At 45.8% G+C, this 24935-nt stretch carries 25 protein-coding genes; 3 read left to right on the top strand and 22 right to left on the bottom strand.

Annotated features, from left to right (window positions below):
- Positions 1–110: 110 nt before the first annotated feature.
- The 19 genes from paaI to ABDV94_RS08370 form a co-directional block, all read right to left on the bottom strand.
- Positions 111–518: a hydroxyphenylacetyl-CoA thioesterase PaaI gene (gene paaI / locus ABDV94_RS08460; protein ID WP_343606470.1), complete on the bottom strand. Its 408-nt coding sequence runs from the start codon at positions 516–518 to the stop codon at positions 111–113.
- 1 nt (position 519) lies between these two features.
- Positions 520–1866: an AMP-binding protein gene (locus ABDV94_RS08455; RefSeq protein ID WP_343606468.1), complete on the bottom strand. Its 1347-nt coding sequence runs from the start codon at positions 1864–1866 to the stop codon at positions 520–522.
- A 92-nt stretch (positions 1867–1958) separates the two neighbouring features.
- Positions 1959–3467: a GMC family oxidoreductase N-terminal domain-containing protein gene (locus ABDV94_RS08450; RefSeq protein WP_343606466.1), complete on the bottom strand. Its 1509-nt coding sequence runs from the start codon at positions 3465–3467 to the stop codon at positions 1959–1961.
- Between the two features lie 119 nt (positions 3468–3586).
- Positions 3587–4999, bottom strand: coding sequence for an aldehyde dehydrogenase family protein (locus ABDV94_RS08445; protein WP_343606464.1), 1413 nt, complete (start codon positions 4997–4999; stop codon positions 3587–3589).
- Positions 5000–5076: 77 nt separating this feature from the next.
- Positions 5077–5292 carry a hypothetical protein gene (locus tag ABDV94_RS08440; protein WP_343606462.1) on the bottom strand — a complete coding sequence of 72 codons (216 nt, stop codon included), beginning with the start codon at positions 5290–5292 and terminating at the stop codon, positions 5077–5079.
- Positions 5293–5531: 239 nt separating this feature from the next.
- Entirely contained in the window at positions 5532–6296 is a 765-nt protein-coding gene (locus ABDV94_RS08435) for a glucose 1-dehydrogenase (RefSeq protein WP_343606460.1), read from the bottom strand.
- Between the two features lie 25 nt (positions 6297–6321).
- Positions 6322–6876: a VOC family protein gene (locus ABDV94_RS08430; protein ID WP_343606458.1), complete on the bottom strand. Its 555-nt coding sequence runs from the start codon at positions 6874–6876 to the stop codon at positions 6322–6324.
- A 90-nt stretch (positions 6877–6966) separates the two neighbouring features.
- A complete protein-coding gene (locus ABDV94_RS08425) occupies positions 6967–7482 on the bottom strand; it encodes a 2,4'-dihydroxyacetophenone dioxygenase family protein (protein ID WP_343606456.1) in 516 nt (171 codons plus the stop codon).
- Positions 7483–7812: 330 nt separating this feature from the next.
- Positions 7813–8403, bottom strand: coding sequence for a Crp/Fnr family transcriptional regulator (locus ABDV94_RS08420; protein WP_343606454.1), 591 nt, complete (start codon positions 8401–8403; stop codon positions 7813–7815).
- 13 nt (positions 8404–8416) lie between these two features.
- Positions 8417–10111, bottom strand: a complete 1695-nt coding sequence (locus ABDV94_RS08415; RefSeq protein WP_343606452.1) for an AMP-binding protein — start codon at positions 10109–10111, stop codon at positions 8417–8419.
- A 147-nt stretch (positions 10112–10258) separates the two neighbouring features.
- Complete coding sequence (locus tag ABDV94_RS08410; protein WP_343606450.1) at positions 10259–11158, bottom strand: AraC family transcriptional regulator; 900 nt, start codon at positions 11156–11158, stop codon at positions 10259–10261.
- 297 nt (positions 11159–11455) lie between these two features.
- Positions 11456–12661: a 3-oxoadipyl-CoA thiolase gene (gene pcaF / locus ABDV94_RS08405; protein WP_343606448.1), complete on the bottom strand. Its 1206-nt coding sequence runs from the start codon at positions 12659–12661 to the stop codon at positions 11456–11458.
- A gap of 5 nt (positions 12662–12666) precedes the next feature.
- Complete coding sequence (paaD, locus tag ABDV94_RS08400; protein WP_343606986.1) at positions 12667–13164, bottom strand: 1,2-phenylacetyl-CoA epoxidase subunit PaaD; 498 nt, start codon at positions 13162–13164, stop codon at positions 12667–12669.
- Positions 13165–13171: 7 nt separating this feature from the next.
- Complete coding sequence (gene paaC, locus ABDV94_RS08395; RefSeq protein ID WP_343606446.1) at positions 13172–13948, bottom strand: 1,2-phenylacetyl-CoA epoxidase subunit PaaC; 777 nt, start codon at positions 13946–13948, stop codon at positions 13172–13174.
- A gap of 5 nt (positions 13949–13953) precedes the next feature.
- Complete coding sequence (gene paaB / locus ABDV94_RS08390) at positions 13954–14247, bottom strand: 1,2-phenylacetyl-CoA epoxidase subunit PaaB (protein ID WP_343606444.1); 294 nt, start codon at positions 14245–14247, stop codon at positions 13954–13956.
- A gap of 80 nt (positions 14248–14327) precedes the next feature.
- Positions 14328–15287, bottom strand: a complete 960-nt coding sequence (gene paaA / locus ABDV94_RS08385; protein WP_343606442.1) for a 1,2-phenylacetyl-CoA epoxidase subunit PaaA — start codon at positions 15285–15287, stop codon at positions 14328–14330.
- 161 nt (positions 15288–15448) lie between these two features.
- On the bottom strand, positions 15449–16528 hold the full coding sequence (gene paaE / locus ABDV94_RS08380; RefSeq protein WP_343606440.1) for a 1,2-phenylacetyl-CoA epoxidase subunit PaaE: 1080 nt from the start codon (positions 16526–16528) through the stop codon (positions 15449–15451).
- Positions 16529–16530: 2 nt separating this feature from the next.
- The gene (locus ABDV94_RS08375; protein WP_343606438.1) at positions 16531–17118 is read right to left on the bottom strand and encodes a TetR/AcrR family transcriptional regulator; all 588 of its coding nucleotides are present in this window, start codon (positions 17116–17118) and stop codon (positions 16531–16533) included.
- 592 nt (positions 17119–17710) lie between these two features.
- Entirely contained in the window at positions 17711–20119 is a 2409-nt protein-coding gene (locus ABDV94_RS08370; RefSeq protein ID WP_343606436.1) for a CAP domain-containing protein, read from the bottom strand.
- A gap of 121 nt (positions 20120–20240) precedes the next feature.
- Between ABDV94_RS08370 and ABDV94_RS08365 the strand changes: the two genes are divergently transcribed.
- On the top strand, positions 20241–20609 hold the full coding sequence (locus ABDV94_RS08365; RefSeq protein WP_343606434.1) for a BlaI/MecI/CopY family transcriptional regulator: 369 nt from the start codon (positions 20241–20243) through the stop codon (positions 20607–20609).
- Positions 20602–21792: a M56 family metallopeptidase gene (locus ABDV94_RS08360; protein ID WP_343606432.1), complete on the top strand. Its 1191-nt coding sequence runs from the start codon at positions 20602–20604 to the stop codon at positions 21790–21792. Before ABDV94_RS08365 ends, ABDV94_RS08360 begins: the two co-directional genes overlap by 8 nt.
- Positions 21793–22054: 262 nt before the next feature.
- Here ABDV94_RS08360 and ABDV94_RS08355 read toward each other — a convergent pair whose 3' ends face one another.
- Positions 22055–23254, bottom strand: coding sequence for a retropepsin-like aspartic protease (locus tag ABDV94_RS08355; protein ID WP_343606430.1), 1200 nt, complete (start codon positions 23252–23254; stop codon positions 22055–22057).
- A gap of 124 nt (positions 23255–23378) precedes the next feature.
- Here ABDV94_RS08355 and ABDV94_RS08350 point away from each other — a divergent pair, with 124 nt between their 5' ends.
- Positions 23379–23756: a hypothetical protein gene (locus ABDV94_RS08350; protein WP_343606428.1), complete on the top strand. Its 378-nt coding sequence runs from the start codon at positions 23379–23381 to the stop codon at positions 23754–23756.
- Between the two features lie 29 nt (positions 23757–23785).
- Here ABDV94_RS08350 and ABDV94_RS08345 read toward each other — a convergent pair whose 3' ends face one another.
- Together ABDV94_RS08345 and ABDV94_RS08340 are read right to left on the bottom strand one after the other, a co-directional pair.
- On the bottom strand, positions 23786–24271 hold the full coding sequence (locus tag ABDV94_RS08345) for a hypothetical protein (RefSeq protein ID WP_343606426.1): 486 nt from the start codon (positions 24269–24271) through the stop codon (positions 23786–23788).
- A complete protein-coding gene (locus ABDV94_RS08340) occupies positions 24271–24903 on the bottom strand; it encodes a hypothetical protein (RefSeq protein ID WP_343606424.1) in 633 nt (210 codons plus the stop codon). The genes ABDV94_RS08345 and ABDV94_RS08340 overlap by 1 nt, the downstream gene beginning before the upstream one ends.
- Positions 24904–24935 lie beyond the last annotated feature (32 nt).

Below are 24935 nucleotides of genomic sequence, written 5' to 3'. Positions count from 1 at the left end.
GGGAGGAAGGTTGATTTCCCGTAAACAGAAAAGATTGAGGCATTCTAAACAACAAAGCCCCGGTCATTGAGCGGAGTCGAAATGCCGGGACTTTTGTTTTATTTTCAGGTTTATTGTACTTCTCTTCCGGTCCGGTAAGCCGTTCCTTTGAACAGGCAAACCAGCTTTCCTTCTTCATTCGTAGTACGGATATCATACAACCCGGTTTTATTTCCAAGATGCAGTTCTTCGGCTTCCACATACAACACATCTCCTGCTTTTGCAGGATTTGTAAACGTGATGGAAACATCCAGTGCAACAGTGATAATTCCGTGTGAATTGCAGGCAAATGCAAAGGCTGAATCGGATGCAGAGAACAACACGCCGCCATGAATCCGTTCAAAACCGTTCAGCATGTCTTCTTTTACCGTGTAATGCAGTTTGCAATATCCTTCGCGGATTTCATCCATTTCGAGTCCCAGCCATTTCGAAAAACGGTCGCGCTCAATCATGATGTTATATACTTCTTGTGGTGTCATCTTATTTGTCTCTCAGGTCTAAAATACGGTTTAACTTCCCTCCTTCGCTTCGCGGAATGGTTCCCGGACAAGCCAGGTGAATTTTCATCGACAAACCGATATCGTCTTTGATTTTCTTACCCAATCCTTTGTGCGCGTACTGGATTTTTTCGTGCAGTAACACGTCATCGTCGCCCAGAGATGTTTCGCGCTTCAATCCTTCAAACAGGTCGTTGTTTACTTCGATGTTCACTTCCACCTCGTCCATCGTTCCGGAACGTTTCACCACCAATTGGTAATTCGCACTGAATTCGCCGAAGTTTTCCAATACGGATTCCACTTGTGTGTGGAACAGGTTCACCCCGCGGATGATCAGCATATCGTCTGAACGACCAAGAATTTGCCCCATTTTAACATGTGTCCGCTTGGCGCTTTTGTCGTAATACAAGCTGGTGATATCGTTTGTCCAGTAACGAATCATCGGCATGGCTTCCTTGGTTAGCGTAGTGAAAACCAGGACTCCGTTTTGTCCTTCGGGTAGCGGTTCTCCCGTGTCTTTGTCCACGATTTCCGGGTAGAAATGATCTTCCCAAATGTAGCTTCCCGTTCCTTTTTCTTCGAAATCTTCCTGGGAAACTCCCGGCCCGATGATTTCGGAAAGTCCGTAAATGTTGGTTGCTGTTACTCCCAATTTGGCTTCCACTTCCAGGCGCACGCTTTCCGTCCACGGTTCTGCTCCCAGGATCGCATATTTCAGGTTCATGGATTTGAGATCAATGCCTTTCTTTTCGATCATTTCGGCAATGGTGAGTGCGTAGGACGGCGTGCAGCAAATGGCTTCGCTCTGGAAATCCTGCAGCAGCATGATTTGTTTTTCGGTTCCGCCACCTGAAATCGGGATCACGGTCATTCCCAGTTTTTCTGCACCGTAATGCAAGCCCAGACCTCCGGTAAACAACCCGTAACCGTATGCATTCTGCAACTTCATACCTTTCTCACAACCTGCAGCCGTGAGCGAACGCGCAATCACTTCGGAGAAAATGTCGAGGTCGTTTTTGGTATACCCCACCACGATCGGCTTCCCGGTTGTTCCACTGGAGCAATGCAGTCGGGCAGTTTCCTCAACAGGAACCGTGAACAATCCGAACGGGTAATTGTCCCTCAGGGCACTTTTTTTCGTAAACGGAAGCTTGTACAAATCCTGCACACCTTTGATGTCTGCGGGTGTTAATCCCTGCTCGTCAAAGAGTTGTTTGTAGAATGGAACTTTCGCATATACGTTTTTCAGCTGGTGCTGCAGGCGCTCGTTTTGGAGCTTTCGTAGTTTATCGAGAGGGATGGTTTCAATGTCTTTGTTAAAGTAACTCATGATAACTAATTTCTGTATTGCAAGTAATGAATAATTACGCAAAAAAACTGCCCAAATCAATGGACAGTTCTTACGATTCCTGTTATTTTTTCTTAATAAGCCGCTTTGATCATGTCTGCTGCTTTTTCTCCGATCATAATTGCCGGAGCATTGGTATTTCCGGAAGTAACCGCCGGCATGATGGAAGCATCGGCAACACGCAGTCCCTGTACTCCGCGAACTCTAAGTTGCGGGTCAACTACTGCCATGTCATCGATTCCCATTTTACAGGTTCCGACCATGTGATGGTATGTTCCACACGACTGGCGGATGTAGTCGATCACTTCTTCTTTCGATTTGCCTTTCCCCGGATAAACTTCTTCTTTCATCCAGTCTTTCATCGCGTCGGTATAGCCTAATTTACGACACAACTCCACTGCTTCATACAAAGCATCGAGGTCTGCATCGTCTCCAAGGTAATTCGGATCGAGGTATGGCGCATCTGCCGCATCGGTTGTTTTGAGCTTCATTTCTCCGCGGCTTACCGGACGGATTAATCCCGCACACAAGGTAAACGCATTTTCAGGTCCGGAGAAACCAGGTGAATAATATGGCAAGCCCATGAACAACGGCTGCAAATCCGGAACGATCATTTCCGGACGGCTTTTCCAGAACAATTGAGCTTCCAGTAAATTGGCCTGAGGCGCAGGAATTTGTTGTTTTGCTTCAAAAATGACACTCACCAGCAAATGGTCGTGCAGATTTTTTCCTACTCCCGGCAGATGAGCGACTGTTTTTATACCAAGCTCTGTCAAATCTGCTTCATCCCCGATTCCGGAAAGCAATAACAATTGTGCGGAACCGATTGTCCCGGCGGAAAGGATCACTTCTTTCGAAGCGTTTACCGTTACTTCCTGACCGTCTTTTTTGTAAATAATACCTGTGCAGCGCGTTCCGTCAAAGATCAGTCTCTGAGCCGGCGCACCGGTAATTACTGTCAGGTTCTTGCGTGATAATGCCGGCACCAGGAAAGCTTTTGCAGTTGAACAACGCTCTCCTTCCGGTGTGACGGTTAATTCGCACAGACCTGCGCCCCAAATATCCGTGTTGCAGTCTACGGAAAGTGGTAATCCTACTTCCTCGCATGCTGCCAGTGCCACTGTTGAGATCGGATTGGGGTGCTTGATTGTTGTGACGTGCAGAGGACCTCCCACGCCGTGTGTTTCGCTTTCGCCTTTCTCATAATTTTCAGACTTTTTGAAGTACGGAAGGACACTTTTGTAGTCCCAGCCGTCGCAGCCTAAATAAGCCCAATGATCGTAGTCCGTATGATGTCCGCGAACATAGATCATTCCATTGATGGAGCTACTTCCTCCCAGGGTTTTCCCGCGCGGCCAGTAGCGCGGTGTATTTCCTGCTTTCGTCTGAGGTTCGGTCATATAGACCCAGTCGCGCTCGCTTTGCCAGATAGCAGGCCAGCCTGCCGGAGCGTGAATATTCGGATCGTTGTCCGGGCTTCCTGCTTCCAGGAGTAATACCTGGATATCCGGATTTTCCGTTAATCTGCCTGCGATTACGCTTCCCGCGGAACCGGAGCCAACAATAATATAATCGTAATTCATAATGCCAGTTTTTACTTTTTTCAGTTCAAAGAGTCAAAAGAGTTCAAAAGGTTCAATGTTTTAATGCCAGTTTTTGAACTTTTGATTCCGATAACTATCGGTTTTTGAACTTTTTCAACTTATTTCTTAATGCTGATGATTTGAGGTTGTGTGACTGCTTTCAATCCTTCCACGCCGAATTCTACTCCGTAGCCGGAATCTTTTGCTCCGCCAAACGGAACCATCGGGTGGATTGCTCCGTGCTGGTTAATCCAAACTGTTCCTGAAACAATTTGTTTTGCTACCCGCGCAGCTTCATTGAGATCAGTTCCCCAAACCGAAGCTCCCAAACCGGATTCACTGTCATTTGCTTTTTCAATCGCTTCTTCGATTGTTTTGTATTTGATAATTGGTAATACCGGACCGAATTGTTCTTCGTCAACCAAACGGGTACCGTTATCGATATCTGCCACCAGGGTGATCGGGTAGAAATATCCATCTCCGCCCAAAGGTTCACCACCGCGTACAATTCTTGCTCCGTTTGCTTTTGCGTCATCTACCAGGCCTTTTACAATGTCGAACTGCATTTTATTCTGAACAGGGCCAAGTACAATTCCTTCGCTCAATCCGTTCCCCATCGGCATTTGTGCTGCAACGGCATCCAACGCTCCGATCACGGCTTCGTAATCGTTCTCATGCACGTACAAGCGCTTTGCACAGGCACACGTTTGTCCCATGTTGATGAATGCTCCCCAGAACAAATCTCCTGCGATTTTAGCCGCATCCGTTCCCGGAAGTACGATTGCCGGATCGTTTCCACCACATTCCAATGTCAGGCGCGCCATGTTTCCTTTCGATGCATCGATGATTTTACGTCCGGTTTTTGTAGATCCGGTAAACATGATTTTGTTCACGTCTTTGTTTTCGATCAGCAACGCCCCAATGCTTCCGTCTCCGGAAACCACATTCAAGACTCCCGCAGGAAGAACCGTGTTCATCAAACGCACCATTTCCAGCGTTCCGATGGTGGTGTACTCGGAAGGTTTCAAAACCACGGTATTTCCGGCTCTTAATGAAGGTGCAATCTGCCAGATCGCGATCATCAACGGCCAGTTCCACGGTGAGATTGCTCCGACTACGCCAAGCGGTTTACGGTGCAATTCGTCTCTGCGCGTATCGTCTTCAAACACCACTTCTACCGGTAAATCCAGTGAAGCGGGAACTTGAGTCCAGCCTACACATGCCTGCATTTCGAACAGCGATCCCGGGCCAGCCAATGGTTTTCCCTGTTCTTTGGTAATCCATTCTGCCAGGTAAGCTGCATTGTCATTCAATACCTGTGCTACATCCAGGAGGATTTTTTTGCGGTCTTCATCGCTTTTTGCCGCCCAAGATTTCTGAGCTGCTTTTGCCGATTGAACTGCCCTTTCTACATCTGCCGGTGTGGAAACAGCTGCCGATCCGATCACCTCACCGGTAGCGGGATTCCGAACTTCAAAGGACTGCTCCGAATCCATCAGTTTCCCGTCAATCATAAACTTGTAGGTTGCCATATTTTTTCTTTTTATAGTTAGCATAAAAGCAAATGTAGGCGAGAACATTTCCGGGATTGTAACACGATTGTAGTAGATTATATCAGGATAATATCTAAAAGACAGACCTTTACGATTTGATGGTATTCCAGCTCAAAAAAAACAGCAGGTGCAAGGCCATTCAAATACCCCGCTTTGAATTGCCCCGACCCCACACCTGCCTGGTTTTTCGTCAGAATGTTTTTAATGACAAAATCTCCTACTTTTTCCAGGGCAAAAAAAGTAGGCAAAAATGCCCCTGTACCAATTCCCATCAAACAGTCTCCTGTTCCTGACCGATTCCCGGAAAGACGGGATCAGGATCCCAAATGACAAGCATTTTCCCGAATCGGGAGCAGAAACAGAAGACTTCCGCTTCTCATTCACATCTTGAGTAGCACAAATGATTTCGGATCAGAATCTGGAAATCTGAAAAAGCAATTGGAACTTTATGCGGATCTAAAGACTTATGAAGAAGACAGACAGCTCATACTTTTTATCGGATTATACTGAATTACGAAACGGTAAATCCGCCGTCGAGTGCGATGGATTGTCCGTGGAGCAGGGATGCTCTGTCTGACAAAGCCCAGGCAACGTATTCCCCGATTTCTTCCGGTGTTCCCATCCGACCGATCGGCTGTAATCCGTTCCAGTCTGCCTCAGTTCCCATGTTTCCGCTATTGATCATGTAATCGACCATGGCGGTGCGAATCACTCCCGGACAAACTGCATTGATGCGGATTCCCTGCGAACCGTATTCCAACGCGGCGGTTTTTGTGAGTCCGACCACTCCATGCTTTGCAGCGATGTAGGCACTGATTCCCGGTTTCCCGACAATTCCACCCACGCTGGCAGTATTAACGATCGCTCCGCCACCTGCCTGCTTCAGCATCACGTTGATTTGTGCTTTCATACACAACCACACTGATTTCAGGTTCGTGGCGATCACTTTGTCGAAGTCTTCATCTGCATATTCTCCCATCGGAGTTGTAGGCCCGGGAATTCCGGCATTGTTGAATGCTCCGTCCAGTCGGCCGTATTTATCAATGGCAAGCTGAATCAACGCTTCGACTTCTGTTTTGTCTGAGACGTCTGTTTTCACTGCAATGGCAGTTCCGCCTTTTGCGGTAATTCGTTGTACGGTTTCTTCTGCACTTGCCAGGTTGATGTCACTCACGATCACTGTTGCACCTTCTCTTGCGAGCACTTCGGCGCTTCCCTGACCGATCCCTGCTCCGGCACCTGTCACGATGATAATTTTGTTTTCTAATAAAGCCATGTTTCTTTGTTTTTAGTTGTTTCGTCTACAATTTCCGGATCGGATCTTTGCCGTTCCAGTTCACAGACGCTTCTTTCATCATGTGGAAGAAGTTTTCCACGGCTTCGTTGGTTTCAATCAATTCGATCATCCCGAAGTTCGCAGAGGTAGTATCCACATAAGCTGCCGCTGTTCCGAAACTGACTTCCGAATAAAGAACTGTTTCAAATCCAGCTTTGTTGTAGCGCTCCAATTCAGCTTCGAAGTCGAGGCACGCAATGGCTTTGTGATGAAATCCCCAACCGCGCTGCTCTTTGGTTTCAAGCCACGGTGAAGGTGAGGTATTGTTTTGCTGAATTAACTCGTAGCTCATATTTCCGGAAAACCCGATTGCCAGGGTCACGTCAGCATCACAGGGATTCCCACGGTACTTGGCATTGATTAACGGAAAGTGTTCTACGACGAAGAACGGCCCGATGTTTAGGGTTCGGTGAAAGTCGTGAATGGCTTTTTCGATATCCGGAACAATGTATGCTTCCTGGATAATACTTCCGTATGGCTGCCCGATTTTCAGCATGGGTGTTTGATTTATTTCGCTCATTGTTTTTCGTTTTTAAGGTGTTCAAAATTGCCTTGCCCTTTTAAACGCAAAGAAGCAGAGGGCGCAAGGAGACATGCTCCCTGCTTGGTTTTACCATTCCGGTTCATGGACATACCCAACAACCGTAGTCAATTTTACAGCATCGTTTTGTTTCGCCATTTCGTAGTGCAGTTTTGCATCTGCAATCACGACCATGTTTCCTTCGTGGTAACCTGCAATCGGCCCGTGCATGATTCCCAACATAATGCATCCCTGCGGAGAAAACGGCTGGTGAATACTTCCTCCCGTTTCACAGGTAAAGCAATTGTTCGTATCACCTTTATCGTCTTCGTGATAATGGAAACCTCCTTCCAGGATATATGCCATCGCCGTTCCCAAATGCCAGTGCATGGATGCTTCTGTTCCCGGGTCGACCTGCAGCAGGATGTTGAAAAAACCGGAAGACAAATCACAATAAAGGAGTTTGTAGCGTGTTCCCGGCATCAGCCAGTCTGTCCAGGGAATGTTGTCCGGATTGACAAATTCTCTTACGTGTTCTTTTCTTTCTGTTACCTCCGGCTGAGTCATCCAGTAGAAGGGGGTAAATTGTTTGTTTTCGTTTTGCATGAAATTTAGTTTTTCGTTGAAGCAAAAATTGAGAAAAGCCTTGCAAAAGAAAAGGGCATAAATCATGAAATAAAACCGGTAAAAATCAATGGAATGAGTTGATAAAGATCAAGGGATTTGTTGATATAAATCAAGAGTCTCTCCCGCGAATGGCGCAGATGGCACGGATTACGCAGATAGATTGTATTAAATAAGGAACTTTTGAGTGTTTTGGTTTGTTTCACGCAGACTTCGGCGTGAGCTCAGTCGAACGATGGCACAGATTTACGTGGATAAACAATATCGTACTTAGTAATTTATTCAGCTATGTGTTCTATCTACCTATGTGGTTTATTGATTGTTGTGAAGCATGTTTTTGCGGATGCGGCTGAGGGTCTCGGTGGCGATTCCAAGATAGGATGCGATGTAGGTATTGGGGATACGAAAGGCAATGTCTCCGTGAAATTTGAGGAATTCCTGGTAGCGCTCTTCGGCGGAATAATTGGAGTGGTTGATTTTTTTCAGGCGGTCGAGCAATTGAATGTATTTGTCTTCGGCGTTGATGCGCCCCACGCGTTCCAAACCGGGAACAGTTGCGTATAATTGCTTCAGATCTTCGTGCGCAATGACCAGTAGCTGACTGTCTTCAATCGCTTCAATATTGGTGTCGGTGGGTTGTTTGAACCGGAAGGACTTGATATCTCCGAACCAGGTTCCTTCCGATCCGAAATCAAACGTGTGTTCATTCATATTCTTGTCCGTGGTATACATGCGGATCAATCCTGAATGAACGAAAATGAGAAAATTGGGAATATTTCCTTCGCTCAATACCTGCTTTTTCCGTTTCACGTTCACGACTTTGCAAACCGCAGTGAAGCGATCAAGGTCTTCGGGGGCAATCGGCCCATGAGCAGACAGGTTTTGGCGAAGGATATCAAACATAGCTGTTAGTGTTTCATTTCATATAGAGGAATTCAAAAACTCCTTTTTCATTTTTCAGTTTTGCTTCTGCCTCCATCGCCCGCAATTCCACCCGGCGGATTTTCCCGCTGATCGTTTTCGGCAATTCGCTCACAAACTCAATGATGCGTGGCATTTTATAAGGAGACAGTTTCTCCCGCGAAAATCCAAAAATAGCGTCTGCCAGCTGCTGTGATGGTTCGTGTTCCGTACCCAGAATGATAAAGGCTTTGATTTCAAATCCCTTGATCGGGTGTGGACTTCCTACTACGGCGGATTCAATCACGGCGTCGTGTTCCAGCAGGATGCTTTCCACTTCAAAAGGTCCCACACGGTAATCGGAGGATTTGATCACATCGTCATCACGGCCTACAAACCAGTAATAACCGTCTTCGTCTTTGTAGGCTTTGTCGCCGGTGTAGTACAATCCGTGTTTGAAAACGGCTTTCTTCTTTTCCGGATCTCCGAGGTATTCGGCAAAAATCCCGGTCAGCGTATCGGAATCGGTTTTCACCGTAATATTTCCTTCTTCGTGCAGCGGAACTTCTTCTCCGGCTTCGTTTGCAATGACCACATCGTAAAGGAAGGTCGGCTTTCCCATACTTCCGAATTTCACTTTTGTTCCGGGTAGATTCCCAATAATGCAGGTACTTTCCGTTTGTCCATACCCATCGCGGATCAGTAAACCGGTTCCTTTCTGCCACACATCGATGATTTCCGGATTGAGCGGTTCGCCGGCAGCTACGCATTCTTTCAAACTGAGTTTGTATGCTTTCAGGTCTTCCTGGATCAGCATGCGCAAAACCGTTGGCGGTGCACAAAAGGTTGTGATTTTAAATTTCTCGAGTTGTTCGAGCTGTTGTCCGGCATGAAATCTTCCCGGCTGATTGAAGGCAAAGATCGTTGCTCCCATATTCCAGGGTGCAAAAATGCTGCTCCAGGCAAATTTTGCCCAACCCGGTTGTGATACGTTGTAATGAATATCTCCCGGTTGCAGCCCGATCCAGGATGCGGTTGTCAAATGACCGAGCGGATAGCTGATATGTGTATGTGTGACCACTTTCGGCATTCCGGTGGTTCCCGAGGTGAAAAACAGGAACAAAGCGTCTGTTGCTTTCGTTTCAGCTGCCTCCGCCTCGTCGTTTTCCAGATCCATTTCGTTGTACGAAACCCAGCCTTCCTTCTGACCTTCCGCCAGGATTTTCAGGACTACTTTCTTCCCCGAAATGCGTTCTGCCTCGTCAATCTTTTCGGCATTTTCCGGATCAGCAATAACGACCTTCGGCATCAGTGTTTCAAAGCGGTAAACCATGTCGTTGACACTCAAAATCGTTGCTGCCGGAATAAGGCGGTATCCTCCTTTGATTGCGGCCAGAACGGTGAACCAAATCGGTGGAAGCTGCGGCATTTGGGAGAGCAACACATCTCCGGGTTCTACTCCGTGTTTCCGTAAGAAATGAAGCAGTTGATTGGTTTTTCTGCGCAGGTCGTCATACGAATACCTCTTCACGTCGGAGCCATCTGTCCAGATGAGTGCTTCCCGGTCCGGGAATTCGACGCAGTTGATTTCTTCCAAAATTTCCTTCACCCAATTGAAATGGGTAGGAACGGGAAAAGAAAAGCGTTCCAGTTCTGCAAACTGCCGGTTGGTGATGTACCCTCGGATGGTCTTAAATTGTTCTTGTAACATGTGTTCATTTGTTGTTTCCCGGAAAACAGGCTACTGAGTCATTTCCCGGATATTAAACATCCCGAAAAAAATGGTACCCATCAACTTGTTTTACAGTGTCTTGTTAGTTAAACTAGCTGCCGATGACCGGGGCAATCATCAGGGGATTTATATTCTGTTTCTGTATGCTAAAGGTGTTGTTCCGACATGCCTTTTGAAAATCTGGTTGAAGTAGCTTTCGCTGTTGAATCCACAGTTCATGGAAATGTGCTTGATACTGTAAAATTCTTCCGCATCCAGCAATTCTTTGGCAACGTCTATTTTCTTTTTCAGGATGAATTCGACCGGGGTCAGGCCGAAAGCTGTTTTGAATTTCCGGAATAAGACTGCTTTACTCATGCAGGCAATAGAGCACAGTTTGTCAATACTGATCGGAACGGTATAGTTGGCATGAATGTAGTTGACCGCTTTGGAAAAACTATCCGAAACTTTGGGCACTTTCGCACTTTTCAGGAGCAGTTCGCAGGAATTGGTCTGGCTCAGCCGGATAATCAATTCACTGGTTGCAATCTGCATAATGCTTTCGTAATCCGGATTTTTTTCCTGTGCCAAACCGGCAATGCGTTGTGCCAGGCTATACAGGCCGTTTTCTCCGAACAGCAGGAAATGCTTGTGTTCCTGTAAATAATCAATTTGCTTGCCGATCGGTTTCGATCCGTTGTTCTTTAGTAATACATCGATCTGTTTCAGGATGACATTCCGGTTAATCGTCAGCGTGAGACAACGTGTGGGCTGGCTCATGGACGCTCCGGGAAGGTCAATTGTCATCGGGACATCCGGGGAAACGATGAATACTGCTCCGGGCAGGAACTCAAAACTTCTTCCTTCGATGTGCATCACCTTCCTTCCGCTCAGCATAATGGCAACGGTTGGGTAATCGAATTGAAATCCGATGTTTTCTGCTTCTTCGAGCGTTTCGTATAGGGTCAGTTCACAATTGTCAAAAGTAAATACTGTAGGAATCTCCACCAGCGGACTGCGTCGTTGATGAGGAACCATTCTGACCATATTTTCTTTCGTTTTTTCAACCATACCAAAAAAAGACAATTAGTAATCGTTGTTGTGTTTTCGTAAAATTAGTGAATCTGGATCTGGCAACCGGTTTTTAGTGTGCCGGACGTAATTCCGCAATATTACGTCCACGTGTTGTTTCTTTAAAAAATTCTCCAAAAAGAAAGCAGCCATTTTTCATTAAATGACTGCTTCTAATATACTTGTTTTCTTTGAAAGAACGATGATCAAATCCTTCAAAAAAACGTAAAATCCAAAATTATTTTCACCCGGGTAGGTAATTCGTGTGTTATTTCACGCACGTTCAATCACCACTGCAAATCCCTGGCCTACACCGATGCACATTGTCACCAAAGCATAGCGTTTTTGCTGCAGTTGCAATTCCATTGCCGCCGTGGTCAGAATACGTGCTCCTGACATTCCCAGCGGGTGTCCAAGTGCAATTGCTCCACCGTTTGGATTGATGCGTGAATCATCATCTTTCAATCCCCAGGCACGAATCACTGCCAAACTTTGTGCAGCGAATGCCTCGTTCAATTCGATGATATCCATGTCTTCGATCGTCAAACCGGCTTTCTTCAACGCGATCTCCGATGCAGGAACCGGCCCGATTCCCATGATACGCGGTTCTACTCCTGCCGCTCCACTCGACACAATACGCGCCAACGGTTTCAGGTTGTAGTCTTTCACCGCTTTTTCGGATGCCAGCAACAAAGCCGCAGCTCCGTCATTCAATCCTGCAGCATTTCCTGCCGTAACCGTTCCGTCTTTAATAAACGCCGGACGCAGTTTTGACAGCACCTCCAGGTTCGTATTCGGTTTGATGAATTCATCCTGGGAAAACAGGATTGGTTCACCTTTTCGCTGTGGAATGGAAACCGGAACGATTTCTTGTTCAAAACGACCTGCTTCCTGTGCTTTTGCCGCTTTCTGGTGCGAACGCATTCCGAATGCATCCTGGTCGGCACGGTTGATTTTGTATTGTTCGGCAACATTCTCAGCCGTTTCACCCATTGAGTCAACACCGTATTGTTCTTTCAACTTCGGGTTGATGAAACGCCAGCCGAAACTGCTGTCATACATCTGTGCATCACGACCGAATGCGGTGCTTGTCTTGGAGATTACCCACGGCCCGCGGGTCATGTTTTCTACTCCCCCGGCAATCATCAAATCCGCATCTCCAACCTGGATCGCTCTTGCCGCGCTGATTGCAGCAGACAAACCGGAAGCACACAAACGGTTCACGGTTTCTCCGGGAACGGTCAACGGAAGACCTGCCATCAATGCCGCCATGCGCGCCACGTTGCGGTTATCTTCACCTGCCTGATTGGCACAACCGATCACTACGTCGTAGATTTTTTCCGGGTCGATTGTTGGGTTTCGTTTGATTAATTCCTGGATCACCAAAGTTGCCAGGTCGTCGGGGCGGACTGCCGACAATGTTCCGCCAAAATTCCCGATGGGCGTTCTCACCCCATCAATGATGTATGCGTTTTCCATGAGTTTTATCTGTGACATTTGAAATAGTCGAACGGTTCTTTGCAATCCTGGCACTGATACAAAGCTTTGCAGGATGTGGAGCCGAACTGACTGAGTAATTGGGTATGTGTGGAACCACATTGCGGACATTCGATGCCTGTTTCCTGTCCGAACAACTGCCGCACGTGCGGTGAAGCATCAACCGGCGGTGCGATTCCATATTGTTTCAATTTCTTTTTTCCTTCTTCGGAGAACCAGTCGGTAGTCCAGGCCGGACTCAATTGCGTGGTGATTTTCACCTTTTCAATTCCTTCGGCTTTCAGCGCCAAACGGATTTCGACCGCAATCATGTTCATGGCCGGACAACCGGAATAGGTTGGTGTAATAATGACTTCGACTTCTCCGTCTTCGTGGATGCGTACATCCCGCAACACGCCCAGATCGGCGATGGTAATCACGGGAATCTCCGGATCGCAAACACGTTCCAGGATTTCCCATACTGCGGATTTATCGCGTGTTGTCATCATCACATTACCATTTTAATCCCGGGTAAGCTCTTTGCACACTTTGCATTTCAGCCAGCAGGTAGCTTAAATATTCGCTATGACGTCCGGTTTTACCGCCGGTTTGAGCCGTATTTTTGCCTGTCGGAACTTCGAGTGTTGCACGCGTTAGAATAGTTGTCACCTGTTCCAACCAAACGGTTTTCAAGGTTTCAAAATCCGGAAGAATTCCAACTGCAATCAGGATCTTTTCATCTTCTGTTGCTTCGAGCAATTCACCACTGAAGGGCCACAATGCTTTCAGCGCAGTTTCCATTTTCTGCTTGCTTTTTTCGGTTCCATCCCCCAAACGAATCACCCATTCCGAACTCCACTTGATGTGGTAGCTCACTTCCATGTAGGATTTTTCTGCAATCGCTGCCAGGTTTTCATCCGGACTGTTTCGCAAGGCATCCAGGAAATGAATATGCCAGCAGTCAAAAAAGAACTGACGCACTACCGTATGGGCAAAGTCGCCGTTCAACTGTTCGCACAGCAACGCATTTTTATATTCTTTGCTTTCGCGGAAATACGCGTAATCATCTTCTGTTTTTCCTGCTCCTTCGAGTTTCGTTGCGTAATCGTAGAAATTCCGCGCTTCCCCGATCAAATCCAGCGCAATGTTGCTCATCGCAATATCCTGTTCGATGATCGGTCCGTGGCCACACCACTCGGAAAGGCGGTGACTCAGGATCAGCGTAGAATCTGCCAGCGACAAAACCGTGTTGAACAAGGCCTGATCTGTTTTATTTTTTGCTGTTTCCATCACCATTACATGTGTCCGACACTCTCGGGAATATTATAAAATGTAGGATGCCTGTAAATCTTGCTTTTTGCAGATTCGTACAATGTTCCTTCTTCATCCGGGTTGGATGCGTGCAGGTGTTTGGATTCTACCACCCAGATACTCACTCCTTCCATGCGGCGGGTGTATACATCCCGGGCATTTTCCATGGCCATTTCAGCATCTGAAGCATGCAGGCTTCCAACGTGTTTGTGATCCAGACCTTGTTTGCTTCGGATGAATACTTCCCACAAAGGCCAATCTCTTTTATTCTTTTCCATTTTCTTCTTTTTTAGTTGATGAACAGAGTCATGAAATAAGACTTTAAGACTTCTTATTTTGTTCTGACCCGTCTATCCTTTTATGCCACGTGCTGGCTGTTTTCTTTTAATTCCTGTTGTTTGTCGGCATAAGCCATGGCAGCTTCACGCACCCATTCTCCTTCTTCGTATGCTTTTTTGCGTGTTTCCAGGCGCTGGTGATTGCACGGTCCGTTTCCTTTAACGACTTCCCAGAATTCGTCCCAGTTGATTTCACCGAAGTCGTAATGACCGCGTTCTTCATTCCATTTCAAATCCGGATCCGGAACGGTCAATCCCAGGTAGTCAACCTGCGGCATGCTCATATCTACGAAGCGCTGACGCAGTTCGTCGTTGGAGAAGCGTTTGATTTTCCATTTCATGGATAGTTCGCTGTTGGATGACACATCGTCTTTTGGCCCGAACATCATCAACGTCGGCCACCACCAGCGGTTCAACGCATCCTGTGCCATTTGTTTCTGATCTTCACTTCCTTCACACAGGGCCATCATGATTTCATACCCCTGGCGCTGGTGAAACGATTCTTCTTTACACACACGCACCATTGCGCGGGCATATGGCCCGTAGGATGTACGACACAACGGAACCTGGTTCAGGATTGCCGCACCGTCGACCAACCAACCGATTGCTCCCATATCTGCCCAGGTCAGCGTAGGGTAATTGAAAATGGACGAGTATTTCGCTTTCCCGGAATGCAGGTCGTCCAATAAATCTTCGCGCGCTGCACCCAATGTTTCAGCGGCACTGTAGAGGTACAATCCGTGCCCGGCCTCGTCCTGGATTTTCGCCAGCAATACTGCTTTGCGGTTCAGGGAAGGAGCACGCGTGAGCCAGTTTCGCTCCGGCAGCATTCCAACGATTTCGGAATGCGCGTGTTGTGAAATCTGGCGGATCAGGGTTTTGCGGTATGCATCCGGCATCCACTCTTTCGGTTCGATACGCTGTTCTGCATCGACCCGATCCTGAAAGCGTTTTTCTAAGTCAACAATGTTGTTTTCCATGTTTCTTTTATTTCATATTTTATTCTTCCGGCGGTTTCATTCAACAGCCTTTCCGACTATCTGAAACAACACGTAAAAGCCTTATTAAAAGGGGGCTGTTCGCAATATCGCGAACATGCAACCAAAGCTTACTTTTACGCTTTCACCATCACCGGAACGAACTATTTTTCATCAAAATTGATCACCACTTCTTCTGTTTCCGGGTGTGCCTGACAGGTCAGGATAAATCCTACTTCCAACTCGTCCGGTTCCAAACCGTAGTTCACATCCATTTTTACTTTTCCTTTTTCCAGTTTTGCCTTACATGCACAGCAAACGCCGCCTTTACATGCATACGGAAGATCGGAACCATTTTTAATGGCGATATCCAGAACGGTTTCACCTTCAAACGGCACGTCCATTTCGGTCGATACGCCATCCAGTTTGATCGTTACTTTGCTCACAGGACCGTCGGAAGTTTTTGCTTTCGCCGTATTTTCTTTTTTCGCCAGTTGAGCACCTGCCGTTGTGAATAGTTCGAAGTGGATGTTTTTCGCATCTACTCCGGCATGCAATAACGCATCCTTCCCCCCCATGATCATCTCTTCCGGACCACATAGGAAACAGTCGTCCAGGATTTCCGGATCGATGATTTTCTCCAGGAAATAATCCAGTTTCGCGCGGTCGATTCTTCCGCTCAGGATCTCCGCATCGGCAGTTTCCTTGCTCAGGATGTAATACACGCTCATGCGGTTCATGTATTTGTTCTTCAACCCTTCAAACTGATCTTTGAAGATGATCGATCCTTTCGTCCGGTTTCCATAAAGCAAGGTAACAGTACTTTCCGGCTCGGTCTGCAGGATCGTTTTCACGATTGACATGACCGGTGTAATTCCACTTCCGGCTGCGATAAAGAGGTAATTTTTCTTGTTTGCAGGAAGCAGTTCCGTGGTGAATTTCCCCAGCGGAGGCATTACTTCCAACGTATCTCCTACCTGCAACTGGTTGTAGGCAAAATGGGAGAATTTCCCGTCCGAAATGGTTTTAATCGCCACTCCCAGCTGGTTATCGAGCGGACTCGTGCAGATGGAATACGAACGGCGCACTTCTTCCCCGTCGATGATTGTTTTCAACGTGAGGTACTGTCCGTGCTTGAATTCGAACAGTTGTTTTTTGTCTTCCGGAACTTCAAAATGTACCGAGATACATTCTGCCGTTTCCTTTTTCAATGCTTTTACTTTTAAGGGATGAAAGTGTAACATGTTTATTTTTTAAGTCCTTTTAATAAGAGGTTCGTGATGTCTTTTTCCAATTCTTTTTCGGTAATGTTCCGATCCGGGTTGTACCACAATTCGACCCAGCGGATGGAGGATAGAATCGTGAACATGGCAACGGAAACATTCATCGGGGCAAATTCCTTTTTCGCAATTCCTTCTTCGATCAGTTTAGCGAAACGTGCTTCATACCCTTTGCGAAGTGTTTTGAAAATGGACAATTTGGGTTCCGGCAAGGATTTCCAGTCGTTATTGGTCACAGCAACCGAAGCGGCATCTTCTACCATCAGGCGGATGTGCAGGTTGATGATTGCTTTTACTTTGTCGGTGTAGGAGGATTTTTCGTCTTCGATCTTCGAGATGTGGGAAACATATTCTCCTGCGATGCGGAAACAAATTTCTTCCAAAATCTCATCTTTTGACTTGATGTGGCTGTAAATACTGGCTGCTTCAACTCCTACACGTTCTGCAAGATCACGCATGGATGCACTTCCGTAGCCTTTTTCCTTGAACAGGAGCGCGGCTTCTTTGATAATCACATCTCTTTTACTAACCTTCTTCTTCGAGTTTGAGGCCATTGCAGCAAGTTGTTTTCGTTTCCTCAGGCTAAATTAGAAAAGAAAAATCACAAAAGCTAACGAACGTTAGTTTTTTAGTAAAAATTGAGAGATTGGGATGTTTTTGTTTAACCACATAGGGACATAGAAAACATAGTGAATGGAAGAGAATGAACCACCAAGGCGCAAGGGCACAAAGATGTATTCTGAAAGAGTATGATTTAGTGATTGCCTGGGCATCTGCGGAATTTGCTGGCAGCCTGAAGATAATTCCCCAACTCCACGCCGTAACAGGAGTCAGGGAATTTGTTTTATAAAGATAGTAGCGTGTTTTATCGGAAGCTCACGTAAATGATCAGCGAACCTACTGCCAGCCAGCCCCAAAATGTCCGGTCAACAAAGGTCATAAATCGCAATCTGTACTCTTTCATCATTGTTCTGTTTGATCCGAATTCCGGATTTGTTTCTGCAAAGGTAGAACGCCAGCTTTTCAGCAGAATTAAACGCTTGTGAACGTTACGTTAAATCAGCTCTCCGATACCATTTCCGACCTCATCAAGAACAATTTCAGATTAAATGCATTCTTGTTGTATTCGTTAGGAACAACCTCATTTTACTTTCCGGGTTCCAACGTTCCCGTACTTAAAACTCCGGCGCATTCCTTACAATAAATTTTCTTGATGTCCGGATCGTCCAAAATCTGGAAATTCAGATTCGGTGTGTTGAAGAAGCTACAAAACTGACCTCCGGAATACCGGCGGATTTTCTCGAAATAACTCAGGTATTTCTCGTGTGAAATGGACACATCGTTCAGCTGAATCAATTTCAGGAAATAGACCAGGTCATTCGGGTCTTTCGTTTCATCGATCTTATTCCGAACCAGGTTGTAGGCAAATTCATTCTGATCAAAGTAGGAATAATAAGAGGCCAGCTCGAATGTTTTATCAACGTCCAAGCGCGCATTGGGAATGTATGATTTGACTTTACCGTAGTATTTCTTTTTTCTGTGCCGGTGCATCCAGTCGGTTGAAGAAGCAAAGTTGAGCAGGATTCGCGCCTGGATTTTCTTGTCAATATCTTTCAACCCTTTGACTTTCCGGAAATACTGTTTTTCACTTAAATCAAGCATGTCAGCGCAATAACGGTAATATTCCAGGATTGCCACGCTCGTTGCCGCAGATTTGTATGTTTTATCCAGTTTCAAAACTTGCTTCAATGCTTCTTCCAGGTTATCGTATCGCTTCGGGTTTAGCGTATCGGTCAGAAAACGGATCACTGCCAGGTTGTGCAGGAGTTGTTTGTTTGGCTCAATCACCGGGATGGAAATGGAATCCAGGTCGCTCAAATGCAATTCTCCCTTTTGAATACAGGCATATTGTGCTTTTTGAAGATCAGCGGCTGCACGTTTGTTTTTGGTTGCGAGTGCCTGTTTGAAGAGTTGCTGAATCACTTCTTTCGTAACCAGCAAATGAATCGTGTCTTTACTCGTAATCCGTACATGAACGTAACGGTGTTTTGCCAGGATGGGTTCCAGCTTCTTCACCAATTCCGGATCTTTCAATGCAGTTTTCAATTCCGCATCGGTCTTTTTCGCCAAATCCGCGAATTCCGTCCCGGCAACATCTTCCCGGAAATCTGCAAAATTTTCATTTACCTTCAGTGAAATCTGCTTTTCATCAATCCCGTTTGCAACCAAGATACGCGACAGGTATTCCGCCCGCTGTTTGTATAAACGCGCGTTGGTTTCCGTTGATCCTTCAATGCTGGCATATCCTTCCAGGCTGATCTGGTTAATTTTTGCCTTGTTCGCCTGTAAAAAAACGGAAAGTGTCTGCAGCATGACTGTGTCGACCGGCTCAACAGCTCCTTTATTGAAAAAGAAGGATGCCGTTAAGGTGTCCGGAATGTAATCGGTGGTGGTGAGTTCTTTTGCTTCGATGTCAAAATTCAACGGAATAGCCACATAATAAGACGACGGAATGATGTTATAAATGATGTTTGAACAGGTACGTTTGTTTTTCACGACCGTCACATTGACCTCGAAGTCTTCTTTGATATAGTTTGGAACTTTCCCCAAATACACCAGCGTTCGAAAAACCCCGATGTGAAAATCTTTCCTGTAAACCGGAGGCAGCGGAACTCCCCTTACACCTCTTCTTCCGTTGAAATAGTTCGCGCTGTCGCACGGATATTGTGATTTCAATACAATGTCTGCCGCCAAACCATCGTTCCACGGATTGAACAAACGCATCCGCGAATCCGGAAATGATGGCCAGCGCAAAGGAGTTTCATACACAAAAAAGATACTGCTGTCGCTTCCTAATTCGATGTGTCCGAGCGGAACCCGGCTCTTGCAAAAACTGCATCTCCGGTCGCTTTCGGGTTTGTAGTTCAGACTGTCGACCTGTTCTTCGTAGGCTGTTTGGAAAACGGAACCACCAAATAACTGGCAGGCATAAACTTCTCCGTTTTCAGTGATACTGATGGTTGTATAAGTCGATTTAAACTCCGGATCAATCATATTCCGGAAATGGGGCGGTGAATTTTTCCAGCTGGTTACCAGCTCCTGCGCCAACTTCTCGTAAGTTGTAACGGGCGGATTCTTCTTGTCGTTCGGAGGCGCGTTCAATCGCAGGTTGTTCAACTGCACATTTTCCCCGACCACCGCAAACTGCCTTCCGTAAAAGTCGACTCTGTTTTTGGGCGTTTTCTTGTACTTGTTGAAGCGCTGGAAGTGGGTCAATTTTTCTTTCCGGCGCATGTAATCTGCCTGATCCTGTGCTGCAGGAAGCAATTCGCTTTTGTTTTCGAGCGGTTCTGCTTTTTCCTTTTTCCGAATTTTGTTCACTTCTGCCAGGATAAACTTGTTCAGAAGCTCTTTATCCAGGTGTGCCGCATCTCCGAGCGGAGTTTGCGCCAAAGAACAAACAGGCAGCAAAAGTAGCAGGAAACATACACAGTTTTGAGGGATCGATCGGAAAGATGGGAACAAGTTCAAATTGAATTTTCTGGTGATTTTCACGAAGATAGAAAAATATCAAAAAGCCCGGAACGACAGGCAGTTGTTTTATATACAGAATTTTTTTTGATTTATATTTATAAATATAATTGTATAGTTATAAAAATAGTTATATCATTGCCGTATGAAAAAGGAATTGACACGCGCGGAAGAACAAATCATGCAGGCCATCTGGTCTGTCGAAAAAGGGTTTGCAAAAGACATTCATGAACAGCTGGAGGAACCGAAACCTGCTTACAACACGGTATTGACAGTGATCCGGGTTTTGGTTCAAAAGGGATTTGTGAAGTACAAAACGTATGGAAAGTCGAATGAATACTACCCGACCATCAGCAAGGAAACGTATTCAGCGCAACGCATGCAGGCTTTAAAGGAAAATTACTTCGGGAACTCCAATGCGAAGCTGCTCTCCTTTTTCATGAAGGAAAACAAGCTCGATCTCCAGGACTTAAACGAATTGTTGGAAATCATCAAAAACGAAGGGCATGACTAATTATCTCTGGTATCTTCTCGAAGCAAACCTGGTACTTGTATTACTGTTCGGCGTTTTCAAACTCATACAGTCTTCTCTTTCTTTTTCCTGGCAGCGTTTTTCCCTGCTTTCGATCCCGCTGTTATCGGGTTTGGCTGTCTGGCTGAAACACGGAGTTTCATGCGGTGCAGCGTGGACATATCACATCCCGGTGATTGAACTGGAAACGGTTTCGGTTCACCGGCAAAATCAACCGCATATCAGTTCCGGTTTATCCTGGATTGAAACCGGGTATTGGATCGGTGTTGCACTTCTCAGCGTATGGGTTCTTTTCAGTCTGTATCAAATTCTCCGTGCATTTTTCAGTACCAAACATCGCAAAGAAGCCGGTTTTTCGGTCATGGAAGTACCGGATCGGGATGCTTCTTCTTTCTTCCGCTTCATTCAACTCCCGGCGGGTCTTCCGGAACAGGATCGCCGGATCATTTTTGAGCACGAGCAAATCCATGCACAAAAGCTTCATTCTGCCGACCGGTTGTATGTTGAAGCGCTACATTGCTTTTCCTGGTTCAACCCCTTGTTTTTGCTCCTCAAAAAAGAATTGATCCAAATCCACGAATTCGAAGTGGATCAGATCATGTATCAACAATACCGCGCCGGCTATATGGAATTCCTGCTGGCTTATTCTCTCGGAACTAGTTCATCATTCTATTTATTAACCAATCAGTTTATGACAAAACTCACACTGATTAAACGTATCAAAATCATGAAGAACACCTCAAAAAAACGGTGGATTACGGCACTTGCCCTTCCGCTCATTGCAGGAACGCTGACACTGGTTTCTTTTACCAAAGAACCCGCAGCTCCATTACCCAACCCGCAGCAACCATCTCAAGTGGAGACCGAAGTGGACAAACAACCTGAATTTGCAGGCGGAACGGAAGCTTTAATGGCTTACCTCTCCAACAACATCCATTACCCGGAATCTGCTGTAAAAGCAAAAACAACCGGAAAAGTGATGGTATCGTTTGTGGTATCGAAAAGCGGAAAAGTGACCCAGGCGAAAATCAAAAAAGGAGTCAGCAAAGAGCTTGACGCGGAAGCTTTGCGCGTGGTTTCCGGCATGCCCGACTGGACTCCCGGTGAAAAAGACGGAAAAAAGGTAGACGCCGAAATGTTTTTACCGATTGCATTCCAATTGTAAAATCGAATTCACCCGTTGCTTGTGCGGCGGGTGTTTTTTTGTTTAACACTTTACGTTCTAAAAAATCAGGTCTAAATGCTAAGACCACATAGAATTAGGCGATGACCACCCCGATTCTCTCAAAAAAAACGGCTTAAATCCCGATAGTTATTGCATCCCTCACCCCCGCGGAAAGACATCCATCTTAAGCCCATCTTAGGCTATCTACCGATATCAACACGTTTCAAAACTACCTGCGCAATTTGCGGTATGAACTGAAGAATCACTCTGCTTTGGGCGGAAGTTTTTTGTCGATGCTGAGTTCAAATTCCTCCCCCGTTTCTGTTTTGATTTTTAATACGACTGTATTCTGATCCGGGAAATCGAGCTTCCCAACAACCAAATCACACAGGGAAGATTCATTGATGACCACGTGATTCATTTCTGTGATTTCATCTCCGTATTTCAACCGACTTTTCAGTTGTTCATCCCACACAAATCCAACAATGAGTTTATTGCCATTCAATGTTTGAGAAAATCCGTAATCGGGCTTCGCCGCCGGAACGGTTTTCGAGTAAGCTTTGAAATAGAATCGTTTGTTTTTGTAGTCAATAATCATCACCCCGTATTCCAGCAACCGTGCCCCAATCCGGGACTCGTTGTCGTCCATCGTATTCGTAACCACCCGGGTGAGCTGTATATCGTTTATTTCAAGCACCGGCAAAACGAGTTTGTACTGCTTGTTTTTGGAACCACCGCCAAAAATACCAAACGTAGACGCTCCTTCACTCTCTCCTGAAACGGAAAAAATGTCTTGCTTTTGAAAGATTTCATAGTGTTTCTTCGCAAGATCATACAACCCATCTGCTCCCGTGTCGATCAACACCTGTTCCCGCGCGTGGTCTTTCCCCCGTAATCTCAACCACAGGTAGGGGCTACTCTGATTTTTACTCAGATCAATCTTTTCCGCTTCCTTCTTTTTCAGCGACAGCTTCGCTTCCTGGTCTGTGATAATGAGTTTTTTGTTTTTCGCGTCGATGCTGATGATGGAATTCCGAAGCACATTACTCCCGATAAGTCCGTCGATTCCGAAACAACCGAAAACCGGGCTGGTACTCAGATCAAAAACCAATGCAGCCGTGTGTTCAAAGGTTAAGTTTCCCAACTGAAAGGAGTCGAGCGACACCGTATTCAACATCCCTTTATTTCCATTCGCATCACGAATCGAAATGGAATCCAGGAGCGCCGGCTGTATAACATCCGCCAGTTCTTTCGACAACACATTCGGAGCACCTGTGTCCAATACAAAACGGTATGTTTTTCCCTTGATCTGAACCGGAATGACGATTTTATTTCTAATAAACTCAAAATCAATTTCCTCGTAGTAATTTACAGACATGATTCCTCCCCGATTCAGATGACTGACCTGGGAATAGCTTTTGTTCAAGGTAAGGATTAAAAGCAGGTATATGATGTTTTTCATTCTTGTTTGGCGTCATTAATTTTCCCTGAATTTACTATTTTGAACCATTGGTTTTGAAAAACAGTCGATGGATCCTGTCAAAATGCTGTTATCTTTAACATCCTAAACCAAATCATTTTTCATTATGCGTGTAACAGTTGACCATCCCTACACTCTGGCGGAGTTGAAGACCAAGCTGGAAACTGCTTTCCCCGAATACAAAATTGCTTTTCGCGGGCCAAAGGCTTTGATCATTTCTCATGGAAATATTGCCGGAACCATAATCGTGGGAGAAAAAAAGCATTTTGTACGAATCCAGGAAACATTCCCAACTCTTGGCGGGTTGTTAATCTTTGCCGTTTTGCTGTTGCTTTTCGCGGTCATCATCCCAATGGTCATCTTTTTATACACGATTAAACCGAAACAGGTACAGTTACGTGATACCATTGCGGATTTCATTCGCCGGGAATACGGTTCCGGCCCCATAAATGCCTCAACAGATTTATTGGACGATCAAGTTTAAGCAGCGATTCTCAATCATCAATCAAACGATCAATAAAATTCATTGACGATCTGCACGGATAATCCCTGTCCGCTTGCAGCTTTCAGAATACCGATCAAAATACTCAGAGAGCTTTCAAAGTCAAAATAATCGCCTGTTTTCAGATATCGTTTCTTTGTTTTTTCGTCATCCGGAATTTCCTGCTGATCTATTTCAAGCAAGTCGTTATTTAAAGCTTCCCGTGTTCGTCTGTATAATTTTCGATGCATTTTATCGATCACCGGCAACAGGCTTTCTGCCGGAATGATCCCGGAGCAAACCAGCATTTCCTCTTCGTCTCGTTCTGACAGGTTTAACAACTCGTTTTCTTCCGCCGATAGCTCCTCATCTCTATCGAAACGCACACTGGTATAAAACACTTCATCCCCGAAAAACAAACTTGCCAGGGAATTATCCTGATCCGACACCGCGATTTCATGGTAATCGCTTTGTCCGTTTTGAAAAATCCGGACTTTTAATACTGAATCAACTCCCATTATGCTTGTTTTATAAATTCCAATCCCCCGGCCTGATTGATGTATAGTGTGATTCCGGCAAGCAGCAACATCAAAACCCACATGCTTATTTCCAGGTAATGAAACCAATCTTTGCCGTTGATTTCTTTTACCAGGTCCGGATCGTAGATCGCATCGAAAAACCGTTCCCAATCTTTCGGCACATGCTCCGTATGCACGTCATGGACCGGCACCGAATCCAATTGGACCAGTTTTCGGGGAAGTTTGACAAAAATATCTTTATACAGTAATGCTTTGGCTGAACCAGTAGTCCCGGTCGAATAATCAATTCGCTGCTGTGCAAGAAGCTCCAGCTCTTCTTTTGAAACGGGTAAATCGTATTTCGTTCCAATGAGGTTGAACATCTTCCCGTAGACTGTTAACTGCTCTTTTTTTCGATGATAAACGGCTTTTCGCTTACTGATTCCCAACGACAACACCCCCCAGATAAACAAGAGGGGAATAAGCCAGTTTTCCCAACTCATCCAGCGGTTGGCAAATGCGTAACAAACGATTCCGAATAAAACGAGCAAAATCAACCGGAGCACGACTCCGATAAACGTGTATGGATAACGGATTCCGATCAAATCTCCGCGTTGGTATAGTATATTCATTGAAGGCGGGAAGATAGCAGAAAATCTGCTTT

This window comes from Fluviicola sp., from assembly GCF_039596355.1.
Classification (GTDB): domain Bacteria; phylum Bacteroidota; class Bacteroidia; order Flavobacteriales_D; family Crocinitomicaceae; genus Fluviicola.
The sequence above is the reverse complement of the archived record's forward strand: the minus strand, read 5'-3'. Positions and strand labels throughout refer to the sequence as shown.

Excerpts from the sequence above, each read along its gene's own strand:
- paaI (WP_343606470.1), bottom strand. The coding sequence starts at position 518 with ATGACACCACAAGAAGTATATAACATCATGATTGAGCGCGACCGTTTT.
- ABDV94_RS08455 (WP_343606468.1), bottom strand. The coding sequence starts at position 1,866 with ATGAGTTACTTTAACAAAGACATTGAAACCATCCCTCTCGATAAACTA.
- ABDV94_RS08450 (WP_343606466.1), bottom strand. The coding sequence starts at position 3,467 with ATGAATTACGATTATATTATTGTTGGCTCCGGTTCCGCGGGAAGCGTA.
- ABDV94_RS08445 (WP_343606464.1), bottom strand. The coding sequence starts at position 4,999 with ATGGCAACCTACAAGTTTATGATTGACGGGAAACTGATGGATTCGGAG.
- ABDV94_RS08440 (WP_343606462.1), bottom strand. The coding sequence starts at position 5,292 with ATGGGAATTGGTACAGGGGCATTTTTGCCTACTTTTTTTGCCCTGGAA.
- ABDV94_RS08435 (WP_343606460.1), bottom strand. The coding sequence starts at position 6,296 with ATGGCTTTATTAGAAAACAAAATTATCATCGTGACAGGTGCCGGAGCA.
- ABDV94_RS08430 (WP_343606458.1), bottom strand. The coding sequence starts at position 6,876 with ATGAGCGAAATAAATCAAACACCCATGCTGAAAATCGGGCAGCCATAC.
- ABDV94_RS08425 (WP_343606456.1), bottom strand. The coding sequence starts at position 7,482 with ATGCAAAACGAAAACAAACAATTTACCCCCTTCTACTGGATGACTCAG.
- ABDV94_RS08420 (WP_343606454.1), bottom strand. The coding sequence starts at position 8,403 with ATGTTTGATATCCTTCGCCAAAACCTGTCTGCTCATGGGCCGATTGCC.
- ABDV94_RS08415 (WP_343606452.1), bottom strand. The coding sequence starts at position 10,111 with ATGTTACAAGAACAATTTAAGACCATCCGAGGGTACATCACCAACCGG.
- ABDV94_RS08410 (WP_343606450.1), bottom strand. The coding sequence starts at position 11,158 with ATGGTCAGAATGGTTCCTCATCAACGACGCAGTCCGCTGGTGGAGATT.
- pcaF (WP_343606448.1), bottom strand. The coding sequence starts at position 12,661 with ATGGAAAACGCATACATCATTGATGGGGTGAGAACGCCCATCGGGAAT.
- paaD (WP_343606986.1), bottom strand. The coding sequence starts at position 13,164 with ATGACAACACGCGATAAATCCGCAGTATGGGAAATCCTGGAACGTGTT.
- paaC (WP_343606446.1), bottom strand. The coding sequence starts at position 13,948 with ATGGAAACAGCAAAAAATAAAACAGATCAGGCCTTGTTCAACACGGTT.
- paaB (WP_343606444.1), bottom strand. The coding sequence starts at position 14,247 with ATGGAAAAGAATAAAAGAGATTGGCCTTTGTGGGAAGTATTCATCCGA.
- paaA (WP_343606442.1), bottom strand. The coding sequence starts at position 15,287 with ATGGAAAACAACATTGTTGACTTAGAAAAACGCTTTCAGGATCGGGTC.
- paaE (WP_343606440.1), bottom strand. The coding sequence starts at position 16,528 with ATGTTACACTTTCATCCCTTAAAAGTAAAAGCATTGAAAAAGGAAACG.
- ABDV94_RS08375 (WP_343606438.1), bottom strand. The coding sequence starts at position 17,118 with ATGGCCTCAAACTCGAAGAAGAAGGTTAGTAAAAGAGATGTGATTATC.
- ABDV94_RS08365 (WP_343606434.1), top strand. The coding sequence starts at position 20,241 with ATGAAAAAGGAATTGACACGCGCGGAAGAACAAATCATGCAGGCCATC.
- ABDV94_RS08360 (WP_343606432.1), top strand. The coding sequence starts at position 20,602 with ATGACTAATTATCTCTGGTATCTTCTCGAAGCAAACCTGGTACTTGTA.
- ABDV94_RS08355 (WP_343606430.1), bottom strand. The coding sequence starts at position 23,254 with ATGAAAAACATCATATACCTGCTTTTAATCCTTACCTTGAACAAAAGC.
- ABDV94_RS08350 (WP_343606428.1), top strand. The coding sequence starts at position 23,379 with ATGCGTGTAACAGTTGACCATCCCTACACTCTGGCGGAGTTGAAGACC.
- ABDV94_RS08345 (WP_343606426.1), bottom strand. The coding sequence starts at position 24,271 with ATGGGAGTTGATTCAGTATTAAAAGTCCGGATTTTTCAAAACGGACAA.
- ABDV94_RS08340 (WP_343606424.1), bottom strand. The coding sequence starts at position 24,903 with ATGAATATACTATACCAACGCGGAGATTTGATCGGAATCCGTTATCCA.